General features: G+C 71.3%; 10 protein-coding genes and 1 pseudogene. 5 read left to right on the top strand and 6 right to left on the bottom strand.

Features of this window, described 5'->3' with window-relative positions:
* The first annotated feature begins 12 nt into the window (after window positions 1-12).
* Window positions 13-489: a DnaJ family domain-containing protein gene (locus ACTFTM_RS16780; protein WP_449561411.1), complete on the top strand. Its 477-nt coding sequence runs from the start codon at window positions 13-15 to the stop codon at window positions 487-489.
* Between the two features lie 120 nt (window positions 490-609).
* A complete protein-coding gene (locus ACTFTM_RS16775) occupies window positions 610-1,893 on the top strand; it encodes an MFS transporter (protein WP_449561410.1) in 1,284 nt (427 codons plus the stop codon).
* A gap of 159 nt (window positions 1,894-2,052) precedes the next feature.
* On the opposite strand, the gene ACTFTM_RS16770 is transcribed toward ACTFTM_RS16775, so the two are convergent.
* Entirely contained in the window at window positions 2,053-2,628 is a 576-nt protein-coding gene (locus tag ACTFTM_RS16770) for a maleylpyruvate isomerase N-terminal domain-containing protein (RefSeq protein WP_449561409.1), read from the bottom strand.
* A gap of 55 nt (window positions 2,629-2,683) precedes the next feature.
* Here ACTFTM_RS16770 and ACTFTM_RS16765 point away from each other — a divergent pair, with 55 nt between their 5' ends.
* The gene (locus ACTFTM_RS16765; RefSeq protein WP_449561408.1) at window positions 2,684-3,670 is read left to right on the top strand and encodes a helix-turn-helix domain-containing protein; all 987 of its coding nucleotides are present in this window, start codon (window positions 2,684-2,686) and stop codon (window positions 3,668-3,670) included.
* Between the two features lie 10 nt (window positions 3,671-3,680).
* On the opposite strand, the gene ACTFTM_RS16760 is transcribed toward ACTFTM_RS16765, so the two are convergent.
* Window positions 3,681-4,160 carry a hypothetical protein gene (locus tag ACTFTM_RS16760; RefSeq protein ID WP_449561407.1) on the bottom strand — a complete coding sequence of 160 codons (480 nt, stop codon included), beginning with the start codon at window positions 4,158-4,160 and terminating at the stop codon, window positions 3,681-3,683.
* 356 nt (window positions 4,161-4,516) lie between these two features.
* Between ACTFTM_RS16760 and rox the strand changes: the two genes are divergently transcribed.
* Window positions 4,517-5,941 (top strand): rifampin monooxygenase, encoded by a 1,425-nt coding sequence (gene rox / locus ACTFTM_RS16755; RefSeq protein WP_449566657.1) that lies wholly within the window; start codon window positions 4,517-4,519, stop codon window positions 5,939-5,941.
* A gap of 11 nt (window positions 5,942-5,952) precedes the next feature.
* On the opposite strand, the gene ACTFTM_RS16750 is transcribed toward rox, so the two are convergent.
* The 4 genes from ACTFTM_RS16750 to ACTFTM_RS16735 all read right to left on the bottom strand — a co-directional run bounded on the left by ACTFTM_RS16750 (window position 5,953) and on the right by ACTFTM_RS16735 (window position 9,036).
* A complete protein-coding gene (locus ACTFTM_RS16750; protein ID WP_449561406.1) occupies window positions 5,953-6,612 on the bottom strand; it encodes a dihydrofolate reductase family protein in 660 nt (219 codons plus the stop codon).
* A 59-nt stretch (window positions 6,613-6,671) separates the two neighbouring features.
* On the bottom strand, window positions 6,672-7,385 hold the full coding sequence (locus ACTFTM_RS16745) for an AraC family transcriptional regulator (RefSeq protein WP_449561405.1): 714 nt from the start codon (window positions 7,383-7,385) through the stop codon (window positions 6,672-6,674).
* A 27-nt stretch (window positions 7,386-7,412) separates the two neighbouring features.
* Window positions 7,413-8,198, bottom strand: coding sequence for a phosphotransferase enzyme family protein (locus tag ACTFTM_RS16740; protein WP_449561404.1), 786 nt, complete (start codon window positions 8,196-8,198; stop codon window positions 7,413-7,415).
* A gap of 316 nt (window positions 8,199-8,514) precedes the next feature.
* A complete protein-coding gene (locus ACTFTM_RS16735; RefSeq protein WP_449561403.1) occupies window positions 8,515-9,036 on the bottom strand; it encodes a DUF4396 domain-containing protein in 522 nt (173 codons plus the stop codon).
* Window positions 9,037-9,230: 194 nt separating this feature from the next.
* Here ACTFTM_RS16735 and ACTFTM_RS16730 point away from each other — a divergent pair.
* Window positions 9,231-12,253, top strand: a pseudogene (locus tag ACTFTM_RS16730) (Tn3 family transposase).
* Window positions 12,254-12,523 lie beyond the last annotated feature (270 nt).

Raw genomic sequence — 12,523 nt, 5'->3', positions numbered from 1 at the left:
AGGTGCCGCAGGGTGACCGATGCGTGGGACGCGACCGTGGAGGCGCAGATCCGGGGCGCCGCGCAACGCGGCGAGTTCGACAACCTGCCCGGCATGGGCAAGCCGATCCCCGGGCGGGGGATGCCGTACGACGAAGCGTGGTGGATCAAGAGTTTCCTGGAGCGCGAGAAGCTGCCCAGCGACCTGCTGCTGCCCACCCCCCTGCAACTGCGTCGACGCATCGAGCAGGTCCCCGACGAGGTCCGCGACCTGCCCACCGAACAGGCCGTACGGGCCTTCGTGGGGCAGCTCAACGCGCAGATCGTGGCCTGGCTGCGCAACCCCGACGGCCCCCGGGTGGCGGTCCGGCCGGTGAACGCCGACGAGGTGGTCGCTCGCTGGCGTGCCGAACGCGCCCGTCCGGACGTGACCGCCACCGCCACCGGACCGGCCACCGTCCCCGCCCCAACCCGTCGGGGTTGGTGGCTGCGCTGGCGCCACCGCCGCTGACGCCCCGCCGCCCCGAACAGGTCCGTACGGTCCCGCACACCCGCTTTCGCCCCCGTTGCCCGCGCCGCCGATACGGTCGGCACCGGACGAGCTGACGGCAGGCACGGGATACGGGGGCACGTGAGCGAGCGCGCCGCGACGTACGCCGAGGTGTTCGCGGTGCGCGAGTACCGTCACCTGTTCGTCGCGTACCTGCTGTCCCTGGCGGGCGACCAGCTCACGGCCGTCACCGTGGCGTACCTCGTCTACCGCGAAACCGGCTCGGCGGCGCTGGCGGCCGCCGCGTACGCCAGCTCCTACCTGGCCTGGCTCGTCGGCGGCCCGCTGCTGTCCGGCCTGGCCGACCGGTATCCCCGGCGGCGCGTCCTGATCGTGTGTGACCTCGTCCGTGCGGCCCTCGTTGCGGTGGCGGCGCTGCCGGCCGTGCCCGCGCCGGCCCTGGTGGCGATGCTCTTCGCGGTCAACCTGATGCGGCCGCCGTTCGTGGCCGCACGGGCGGCGCTGCTGCCCGACGTGCTCGACGGCGACCGTTATGCGGTGGCCAACGGCGTGGACAACATCTGCGCCCAGGTCGTGCAGGTGGTCGGATTCGCCGTCGGCGGGAGCCTGGTGGCGCTGCTGTCGTTGCGCGGCGCGCTGCTGGTGGACGCCGGCACGTTCCTCGTCTCCGCCCTGCTGATCGCGCGCGGCGTCCGGGCCCGCCCGACGTCCCGCCCGCCGCTGGGCCGGGTCCGCACCGGTCGCACGGGCGGCCTGCGGGTGCTCGCCGCCGACCCCCGGTTGCGCGCCTACGTGCTCGTCCTCTGGACGGCCAGCGCGTTCACCTATGCCGCCGAGGGGCTGACGGCGCCGCTGGCCCGGCAGTACGACGGGAACGCCGCCACGGTGGGTGTGTTGCTGGCCGCCGCGCCGACCGGCATGGCGCTCGGTGGGGTCGCCCTCACCCGGTTCTGCCCACCGGCGGCCCGCCCGCGGCTGATCCTGCCTCTGGCCGCGCTGTCCGCCGGTGTGCTGACGGCGGCGTGGCTGGTTCCGCCGCTGTGGGTGCTGCTCCTGCTGTTGGCGCTGGCCGGGGCCGCGAGCGCCTTCGCCGTTCCGCTGAACGCCCTGTTCGGCCGGGCGGTGCCGACGGCCTTTCGGGGCCGCGCGTTCGGGGTCGCCGTCACCGGCCTGAGTGGCCTACAGGGGGCGGCGATGGTGCTGGCGGGTCTGGCCGCCGACCGGTGGCCGGCCACCACGGTGGTCGGGGTCAGCGGACTGTCGGGGGCGGTGGCCGTCCTCGCCCTCGGTCCACTGTGGTGGCACGCCACCCGTCCGGCGTCGTTCGGGGACCGGGTCGCACAAAGCCGAACGAGTCCGAACGCCGAAAGCCCTACCGCCGAGGTGGGCGGGCATCGACGCTGAGGTCGTCGGGCGGGCACGGGGCCGCCCTGAAGGGGAAAGGAGAAGCGCATGCGTGGCGTCCGCGAGCGTGGTATCAGCTGGACCTGACGCGGTTCCGAGCTGGCCGGTGCCGCGGTGGTCGTCGGTCCCTCGACCACCGCGGCACCTCCGCCGACGGGCTCAGTCCAGCGCGGCGCGCCACGTCCAGGAGGTACGCCGCGCGCGACCCGGCAGCTCACCCCGGCCGGTCATCCACAGCAGCACGTCGGGCGCGTCACCGGACGGCGCCTCCGGGAAGAGCCGCCGCAGCACCAGCGTGCTCAAATGGTGCGGCGGCTGCCACGGCACGCCGAGGCCGGCGGTGACGTCATGGGTGTGCAGCACCGTCTCGGCCACCCCCATCGCGGCGAACCCAGCCGGGTCACAGGGGCCCCAGTGCCAGGCCCGCGCGGTCGGTGCGGCGGCCTCGACGGCGACCGCGAGCAGCCCGGCGCAGGCACCCACCACGTCGAGCACCCGCGCCGGGCTCGCCGTGGCGGAGACCCGCAGGTCGTACGGCAGGTAGCTGTCCGGCGTCAGGCCCGTGACCTGGCCGGCGTACGCGAGCAGGTCGTGCGCGACGTGCGCGGCCGTCGTCCAGCAGCTCCACGTCAACGTGCCGGCGGGCACCGACCAGTCACGGTCGCTGTGCGGGCGCAGCACACGGACCATCTCGCCGGCCGCCGCCCGTACGTCGGCGCCGGTCACCACGGACATCGGTACGTCGATGCGTGCAAGAATTCATCCTCGTGATCGGGGGGAGGCGAACACCATGTTGCCCAACCTGGTGGTGGACACGACGGTACTGCCGCCGGCTGACCGGTTCGAGTTCTGGTACGCCCTGGTCGCCCAGGAGACGGCGCCCGCGCACATCACCAGCGCCCGGCTGGACAACTTCGTCGCGTACGCCCAGGTCATCGATCTGGGCCAGGTCCGGATGACGTCACTGAGGTACCCGTCGCTGGATTCCATCCGGCCCGCGAAGCTGGTCCGCCGTGCCGAGGCGGACATCTACCAGCTCGCGCTGCCGCTGACGGGCCGCAGCACCCTGGTCCAGGACCGCACGGAGACCACCCTCGTCGCCGACAGCCACCTCACCATGTTGGACGCCGCGCGTCCGCACATCGCCCGCCACTGGGCGGACGGTCCCGGTCTCGCGACGACGATCACCGTGCAGATGCCGCACGCGGCGCTGCCGTTACCGCCGGACCGCCTGCGCCGTCTGCTGGCCACACCGATGTCGTCACGTCTCGGCGTCGCCGGGCTCCTGGCTCACCATCTGCGCACCATCGCGGCGCACCCGGAGCAGTACGAGCCGAACCAGGCCGAGATGCTGGGCGGGGTGGCGTTGGACCTGCTCGCCGCCACGCTCGCCCAGCACCTCGACGTCGAGGGCGTTCTGTCGCCGGAGACACGGCAGGCCGCGTTACGCGCCCGCGTCGTCGACTTCATCGACCGCCACCTCGGCAGCGCCGACCTCAACCCGCGGAACGTCGCCGCCGCCCACCACATCTCCCTGCGTTCGCTGCATCGCCTTTTCCAGGGCGAGGCGACGACACCCGCCGAGCTCATCCGGGCCAAACGGCTGGAGCGGTGCCGGCGGGACCTGGTCAACCCACTGCACGCGCGACAGCCGGTCCACCTCATCGGCGCCCGGTGGGGTTTCGCGGACAAGGCCCACTTCAGCCGCCTTTTTCGCGCCCGCTACGGGCGTTCACCGCAGGCGTACCGGGCGGCGCACACACCGCCGGACCGGTGAGCCGGTGCCGCTACCGCCGTCGGTGGTCGGTCTGGTCGTCCGCGTCGAAGTCACGCACGGAGGCGCGGATCATCTCGCCGTACGGGTCGTCCGGTAGCTGGGCCAGGTGCTCCCGGGCTCGGGCGAGGTGTTCCCGCGCCGCGCCGGCGTTGCCCAGTCGCCGGTGACAGTCGGCGAGGTTGAGGTACAGCGACGGCAGGAACGCCCGTACCTGAAGCGAGGGCAGGTGCCGCCGGGCACGCTCGTCGGTCAGCCCGGACACGGCGGCCAGAGCACGTTCGTCCCAGCTCAGCTCCGCGTTGAGGGTGTCCTGAAGGTCGGCGAGGTGGTGGGCGAGGGTGCAGCGGTGCAGAGCGTCACCGGTCGGGCCGATCTCGTCCCACAGCGCGGTGAGCAGTTCCCGGGCTTCGGCGGCGCGGCCGGTCTGGCCGAGCTGCACCGCCTCGACGATGCGGGTCATGGTCGGGTCGGGGGCCATCTGGTCGTTCATGTCGCCGATGCTCGGGCCTCGACCAGCTCGAGGGTCAAACGACGTGTGGGCCAACGACCTGTCCAGAGCTTTCAGTGAGCCGGGCGATGCGGCGGTGAGCGGTGCAAACAGCTGGACGCGCTGTCGCGCGGGCGGTACCTTGCAGTCGACCGCGACACCGTCCGAGGAGGTGAGACCCATGACCGCTGGTTCGAAGTGGGTGCTCCCCTCGCCGTCACGGTTGGGCGACTGACGTAGGTGTCGCCGGGAGCGCCTTTCACCCAAGGCACTCCCGAAAGGCTGCTCCTGTGTCCTCCATTCATCTCGACCCCTCTCCGACGTCGCCGCCGAGCCGCGACGCGGATCGTCCGCCGCACCTGTTCGACGTGATCATCGTCGGCTGCGGGCCGACCGGCGCGATGCTGGCCGCCGAACTCCGCCTGCACGACGTGCGGGTCCTCGTACTCGAGAAGGAGAGCGAGCCTCCGTCGGCCGTGCGCATCGTGGGTCTGCACATCCGCAGCCTCGAGGTGCTGGCGATGCGCGGACTCCTGGACCGCCTGCTCGCGCACGGACGACGACGTCCGGCCGCCGGCTTCTTCGCCGCCATCGACAAGCCCGCCCCCACCGGGCTGGACTCCCCGTACGCCTACCTGCTGGGCATACGGCAGCCCGTCATCGAACGTCTGCTCGCCGAGCACGCGACCGATCTGGGCGCGCAGATCCGGCGCGGACGATCGGTCACCGGTCTCGCGCAGGACGACGAGGGCGTGACCGTCGAGCTGGCCGACGGCGAGCAGGTGCGCGCGCGCTACCTCGTCGGCTGCGACGGCGCACGCAGCACGGTGCGCAAACTCCTCGGCGTCGGCTTCCCGGGCGAACCCGCGCGGACCGAGACGTTGATGGGCGAGATGGAGGCGGACCTGTCACCGGAGGAGATCGCCGCGGCGACGGCAGCCGCCGGCGGCCCCCGGCACCGATTTTGGGTCCGACCCGCAGGCGTCGGCGTCTACAGCGTCGTCGTCCCGGCGGCGGATGTCAGCGACCGCGCGGTGCCGCCCACCATCGAGGACTTCCGACGACAGCTACGAGCTGTCGCCGGAACCGACTTCGGCGTGCACTCCCCGCGCTGGATGTCCCGCTTCGGCGACGCCACCCGGCTCGCCGAGCGGTACCGGGTGGGTCGGGTCCTGCTGGCCGGCGACGCCGCCCACATCCATCCGCCCATCGGCGGTCAGGGCCTCAACCTGGGCGTCCAGGACGCGGTCAACCTCGGCTGGAAGCTGGCCGCACAGGTGCGGGGCTGGGCCCCGGAAACCCTGCTGGACACCTACCAGGCCGAACGTCGCCCGGTCGCCGCCGACGTGCTCGACAACACGCGCGCCCAGACGCAACTGCTGTCCGACGAACCGGGCGCGCTGGCCGTACGCCGCCTGCTCACCGAACTGATGGACTTCGACGAGGTGAACCGTCACCTCCTGGAGAAGATCACCGGAATCGGGATCCGCTACGACGTGGGCGAGGGCCCCGACCTGCTCGGACGCCGCCTACGCGACGTCGACCTGCGGCACGGCAACCTGTACGCGCTCCTGCACCGTGGCCGGGGCCTGCTGCTGGACCGCACCGGGCGACTGAGCGTCGGTGGCTGGTCCGACCGGGTCGACCACCTCGTGGACCCGAGCGCGGACCTGGACGTTCCGGGTGTCCTGGTACGCCCCGACGGTCACGTCGTCTGGATCGGCGACGACCAGCGGGAGCTGGACGGCCATCTGGCCCGCTGGTTTGGCGGTCCCACCGGGTGAGGCCGCCGGTGTCAGTCGAGAACGGGCACCGAGCGCCCCTCGTTGACCGTGTACGCGCCCGTCGACAGGATGCCGAGGACCGTGGGCGTCAGGGTCAGCGAGATGACGCCGCCGGGCAGCACGCGGACGCTGTCCTCGGACGCGGCGAACGTCGCGGGCGTCGACCCGTCCGGGAACAGCCGCTTCCCGCCGCCGACGACGACGGGGTACTGCAGCAGCCGGTAGAGGTCGACGAGTCCGGCCTGGTGCAGCGTCTGTACGAGCTGCCAACTGCCGTGCACCTGGAGTTCCCCGCCCGGGCCTTCCTTGAGCTGGCGCACCGCGTCGATGATGCCGGTGCGCAACACCGTCGTCGGGCTCCAGTCGGCGTCCTCGTCCGTCAGCGTCTCGCTGACGACGTACTTCGGCAGGGTGTTCAGCTTGGTGGCGATCAGGTCGTCGGGCGCGGTGACCTTCGGCCAGTACCCGCCGAGCAGGCCGTAGCTCGTGCGGCCGAAGAGGAAGGCGTCGGCCGTACGGAACCAGCCCTCGACGACCTCGTTGGTGTGCGCGGACATGTGCGGGACGAGCCATCCGCCCCGGTCGAAGCCGTCCGAGCGGTCCTCGTCCGGGGCACCCGGTCCCTGCATGACGCCGTCGAGGCTCACGAAGACGTTGACGCTGAGCAGCACGGTTCTCCTCCGTAGGTGTGAATCGGGCCGGTCGCCCCCGGCGGCCGGCCCGACGGAGGTTAGCTGCCGGGGGTCGGGTCGGGCTTGTACAGGAACGACACCGTCGGGTCGGCGTCCGTTCCCAGCCCGCTCGCGGTGTGCCCGACGAAGCGCCGCAGCGCGTGTGCCAGGTGCGCCTGGTCGAAGTAGCCCAGCGCGTCGACGGCCGCGCGCCAGTCGAGGCCGTCGCGCAGCATGGTGGCCGCGGCGTTCGCGCGGTCGATCTGGGTCACGGCGGTCTGCGACAGGCCGGTGACGGTCCGGTGTCGCCGCTGGTGGGTGCGCGTGGACCGGTGCGGGTCGGCCTCCGCGTCCGCCAGGCGTGACGGCACCACCAGTCCGGCGTCGCGCAGGCGTCGGACGAACTGCTCGACGTTCTCGTACGTCGGCGTCTCCCAGTCCTCGCCGCCGATGATCACCCGGCCGCTGGGCGTCACCGGGAAGGACACGTCGCTGTCGACGATCGAGGTCGCGGGGTGCGGCCGGAAGACGGCGCCGAGTGTGAGCCGGATCCCGAGGAACTCGGCGTCCGGCGGGACCGGTGCCGTGGTCGCCCTGGTCTCCGGCCCGCGCAGCGTGACGAGGAGCTGCCCGGCCGTGCGCGTGACGATCAGGTGGCAGCACGTACGCGCCACGGACGTCATCGTCTGCTCGGCGTCGCTGGTGGTGCGCCACACGCGGTCGACGACGCGCCCCTGCGTGTCGGTCGGACGATGCTCGAATCGCAACGCCATGAGCCCTCCGTCGTTCTCGTCGCCTATTCAGGCGATGCCCCGGGTCAGGTCATCGACGTGCGCGATTATCCACATCGCGTCGCGTTGGTAGAGCCCGACGTGACTGCGGATATTCTCCTGTCCCTGATCGGCCCGGGTCTCGGTGAAGGCGGCGAGGTCGCGTAGTCGATCGACAGCGACCTGAAGGACGTGCGCGGGTCGCAGCTTCGAGCCGTACGCGTCGCAGAGGATGCGCAGGCGACGGGCCCGCTCGTCGAGGTGGCTGTCGAGAGCGTCGCCGTTGTCCGGATCCGCGAGCGGCACCAGCCGATAGGCGAGATAGGCCAGGTCCCACACCCGGGGACCGGGCGAGGCGGTGTCCCAGTCGATGACTCCGGTGAGGCGCCGCTCGGTGAAGACCATGTTGTACGGCGCGAAGTCGTTGTGGCAGATGACCTCGGCCGGCTGCCGCACCGGGGACTGCCACACCTCGTGGGCGGTGTCGAAGCTCGCGCTGGCCTGGTGGAGTTGCGCGAGGAAGACAGCCGCGTCGGTCAGGACCTCCTGGCTCCAGACCCAGTCGGGCAGCGGGTACTGAGGCACGACTCCCGGCAGGTACGAGACGCTGTCGCGTCCCCGCTCGTCGGTGCCCAGCGGCTGCGGTGCCCAGGAGAGGCCGTGCCGGCGAAGATGCCGCAGGAGGCGTTGGATCGTCGGACTCCAGGCGGCGGCACCTCGTCGCACAGTGGCACCGACACGCACCGCGCCTCCCATATTGCCCCCGTGCAGGGTCTCCTCCTGCTCGTCGACCACGTGCCCGCTGGGATCGCTCATGCCGGACATCCTGAACGGGTGCGCGGTAGCAGCGCCACAGTGGCAGCTCATCTTATTAAAGGATTACCGGTAACGATAATCCGTTAATTCTTGCCCACAAACAGGACATAACGTGCACGCACCATAATGACAGTTAAGATGCGTAAGCACTCAGGCTGTTGTTCCGGCGGTCCTTCGCCCGTCCTGGGTCGCCCATAGGTGCACGGAGAGCATGCCGACCATGGCGCCGCCTTCAGCGCTGGCTATGTCCGCCGCCTGTACACAGCAGCCGGCGGCGGCACCCCGAGCTGGGGGGCGGCCGCGCGGGCCGGTCGCGTCAGTGGGCGTGATGGTACTGGTGCACCACGGCGTGACCCTTGCCTCGCGAGATCATCCACTGGTTCACCGGGGTGGTCAGCACAAACGCCACGACCAGCGAACCCGCGAGGGACGCCCAGAACAACACGCTCGTCAGCCCGGCGTCCATCGCCCCGGGCACCCCGACGATGAACGCGTTGTCCAGCAGCTCCATGATGGCGATCGACACGGTGTCGGCGGCCAGGGCGACCGTCAGCGCCGCGCGGAACCCGACCCCGGCGCGCAACACACCGCGCATCGTCAGCCCGTACCCGAACACGAACGCCAGGACGATCGACAGCACGACCGTGGCGGCATTGTGCAACCCGAACGCGGTGCCGAGCACCATGCCCAACACCTCGCCGATCGCGCAGCCTGTCAAGCAGTGCAGCGTCGCCTGCGCGGCGACTGCCCAACTCGCCGCCGCTGCTGGATGCCCCTCGTTCTCGTGAGCCGCAACCGGCGTTGGCATGCCCGCGTGGTGGTGATGCTCGTGTGTCATGTCCGCCTCCTTCAACCCCGCCGAACATACCCCCTGGGGGTACCTGTGGCCAGGGGGCGTCAGCGGTTGTGTCCAGGCCCGTCCGTAGTTTCCAGACCAAAAACAACGCTAAGAACTGAGGGTTGATCAAGCTCTGATCTGGCCCGTAGCGTGCCGTCCCGTTCGGTGACGGTCGATGCTCGGGTGGTGGGGTTGTGGCGACTCAGGACGTGTTCTCGGCGGAGGAACTGGTGCGGCTTCGGGGGTTCCCGGAGATCAACCGGGCCGAGCTGATCCGGTACTTCACGTTGACCGGTGCGGACGAGGCGTTCGTGCGCCAGTTCCGCACGGGCCGCAACGTGTTGGGTGTGGCGGTGCAGTTGTGCACGCTGCCGTGGCTCGGGTTCGTGCCCGATGACGTCGCGGCGGCCCCGGCCGCCGTGGTGGGCCGGTTGTCGCAGCGGCTCGGGATCGCGATGGGTGAGCTGCGCGGGTACGGCGAGCGGGAACAGACCCGGACGGGTCATCTACGGGAGGTGGCCGGCTACGCCGGCTGGCGGTCGATGGACACCGCCGAGTGGAAGGACCTCGACGAGTTCCTGTTCGCTCGGGCGATGGAGCACGACTCGCCGAAGCTGCTGTTCCGGCTGGCCTGTGAGTACCTGCTGTCGTCGCGGGTGGTGCGGCCGGGGGTGATCCTGCTGCTGCGGCGGGTAGCTGCGGCCAGGGCCCGCGCTCGGGGTGAGACGTGGGCGCGAATGCGGCACCTGCTCACCGACCGGCGGTGCGCGGAGCTGGACCTGCTGCTGGTCCCGGACGCGTACCTGGGTCGGACGCCGCTGGCGTGGCTGGGTGTGGGGCCGACGTCGTCGAGCCCTGCGGCGGTGAAGGCGGAGCTGGAGAAGCTGACCTACCTGCGCCGGTTGGACGCGCACACCCTGGATCTGTCGATGCTGCCGGCGGAGCGGCGCCGGTTCCTGGCCGGGGTCGGGCGGCGGTTGACGGGGCAGGCGTTGCAGCGGCGTGAGCCGGAGCGCCGGTATCCGATCCTGCTGACCCTGCTGGCACAGTCGGCGGTCGACGTGCTGGATGAGACGCTGATGCTGTTCGACCAGGCGATTTCCGGTCGGGAGGCGGCGGCGAAGCAGAAGGTCGCCGAGGCCCTCGCGGAGCGGGCGAAGGGTGGGGAGAACCGGCAGGCGCTGCTGGACGAGATCCTGACCATCGTGCTCGACACGGCGGTCGGCGACGAGCAGATCGGCACGCTGCTGCGCTCCCGGATCGGGATGGACCGGATGCGGGCGGCGTGGGCCGAGCGCCGCGAGCGGCTGCCGCGTGATCATGGGCAGCTCAGCATGTTGGACGCGTCGATGTCGTACCTGCGGCAGTTCGCCCCGGCGGTGCTGGCGGCGGTCCAGTTCGCCGGCGGGCCCGGAACCGAGCAGTTGCTCCAGGCGGTGAGCGTGCTGACCGAGCTGTACGCCACCGGTGCCCGCAAGGTCCCGGCCGGTGCTCCGGTCGGGTTCGTCCCGACGAAGTGGGCCGGCTACCTGGTGGCGACGGAGCAGGCCGGTGACGTCACCGCGTACCGCCGCTATTGGGAGATCGCCGTGCTGGTCGGCCTTCGGGACGGGCTGCGCTCGGGTGATGTGTTCGTGCCCGGGTCGCGGCGGTACGCCGATCCGGCGTCGTTCCTGCTCACCCCGGCGGCGTGGGCGCCGCAGAAGGTGCAGTTCTGTCACCTGGTCGGCAAGCCGGTCGAGGCCGCTGACGCGCTCGCGCAGGCCGACGACGAGCTGCACGCCGCCTTGGCGGATCTGGAGACGCAGTTGGCGAAGGGCAATCCGGGCGAGGTGCGGCTCACCGACGATGGGGAGCTGATCATTCCGCCGTTGACCGCCGAGGACGTGCCCGCCGAGGCCGACGCGGTGCGCGCGGAGCTGGCCGGGATGCTGCCGAGGGTGCCGATCGCGTCGGTGCTGGTGGAGGTCGACGCGCGGACCGGGTTCACCGACCACCTGGTGCACGCGGGCGGGAAGGTGAGTCGGCCGGCGGAGCTGAAACGCAACCTGCTGTACGTGATCATCGCCGAGGCGACGAACATGGGCCTGTCGGCGATGGCCGAGTCCTGCGGCGTGCCGTACGACGTCCTGGCGTGGACCGCCGAGTGGTACTTCCGCCCCGAGACCCTGGAGGCGGCCAACGCCGCGGTGGTGAACTATCACCACCGGCTTCCGCTGACCCAGGCGTTCGGGTCGGGCACCCTGTCGTCGTCGGACGGGCAGCGGTTCCCGGTCAAGGGCAAGTCGATCACCGCCCGGCACCTGTCGCGGTACTTCGCCCGGGGACAGGGCGTGTCCACCTACACCCACGTCTCTGACCAGCACTCGACCTTTGACACGAAGGTCATCGTGGCGACCGCGCCGGAGTCGCACTACGTGCTCGACGGGCTGTTGGGCAACGCCACCGACCTGGCCGTGTTCGAGCACGCCACCGACACCCACGGCGCGACCCTGGCCAACTTCGCGCTGTTCGACCTGGTCGGCAAGCAGCTCTCGCCGCGCATCCGCGACCTCGGGAAGATCACCCTCTACCGAACCGGCCCGAACGCCGACTTCCTCACCCGCTACCCGCGCGCGGGCGGCCTGCTGACCCGGCGACTGAACACCGACCTGATCACGAGCACCTGGGACGACCTGCTGCGCGTCGCCGCGAGCGTGCAGGGCGGCCACGCCACCGCCGCGCCGTCGGGAAGCTGTGCTCCTCGAAACGGCAGCAGAACGCGCTGACCAGCGCGATCAAGGAGTACGGGGCGCTGCGCCGCACCGTCTACGCCGCCCGCTACCTCGCCGACGAAACCTACCGGCGGCGGATCTCCCGGCAGCTCAACAAGGGGGAGAACCTGCACGCCCTGCGCCGCTCACTCGCGTACGCCGGCGAGGGAGCGCTGCGCCGCCGCCACCACGAGCAGCAGACCGAGCAGATGTGGTGCCTGACCCTGGCCACCAACGCGATCGTCTGCTGGTCCACCGAGTACCACGGCCTCGCCGTCGGCGCGCTACGCCGCGACGACCGCCAGGTCGACGACGAGGTCCTGGCGCACATCTGGCCGACCCACCACGAGAACGTCCACTTCTACGGCACCCACTCGGTCGACATCGACGGCGAACTCGCTCAGCTCGACACCGACGGGTATCGGCCGCTGCGGCTGGCCGGGGCCACGGCGGCAAACCGCTGAGCACGGGCTGCGCCTGACGGTCGTCCCCTCAGGCGCAGCCCGCAGGTTCACGACGGCGGCCGGCCGACGGGTCGGCGGACCTCGCCGCGCGGGGTCCTGGCCGACGTCGGCCAGGACCCCGCGGCGTCTCGTTCTAGAACCAGAGGCTGCCCGCCGACGTGGATGTACCCCCACCACTGGCACGGCCAGGATCTCACTGCGTTGAATCAAGTCCGGATTGCGGACCGAGTGGCACCGTCGTTACCTATTGTGGGCAGACATGCACGGACG

The organism is Micromonospora sp. RB23 (assembly GCF_053585025.1).
This window is presented reverse-complemented; position numbering and strand designations above follow the sequence as displayed.

Bases quoted from the DNA above. Each gene is read 5' to 3' on its own strand.
- ACTFTM_RS16760 (WP_449561407.1), bottom strand. From the start codon at position 4,160: ATGAACGACCAGATGGCCCCCGACCCGACCATGACCCGCATCGTCGAG.
- ACTFTM_RS16735 (WP_449561403.1), bottom strand. From the start codon at position 9,036: ATGACACACGAGCATCACCACCACGCGGGCATGCCAACGCCGGTTGCG.
- ACTFTM_RS16745 (WP_449561405.1), bottom strand. From the start codon at position 7,385: ATGGCGTTGCGATTCGAGCATCGTCCGACCGACACGCAGGGGCGCGTC.
- ACTFTM_RS16765 (WP_449561408.1), top strand. From the start codon at position 2,684: ATGTTGCCCAACCTGGTGGTGGACACGACGGTACTGCCGCCGGCTGAC.
- ACTFTM_RS16740 (WP_449561404.1), bottom strand. From the start codon at position 8,198: ATGAGCGATCCCAGCGGGCACGTGGTCGACGAGCAGGAGGAGACCCTG.
- ACTFTM_RS16770 (WP_449561409.1), bottom strand. From the start codon at position 2,628: ATGTCCGTGGTGACCGGCGCCGACGTACGGGCGGCGGCCGGCGAGATG.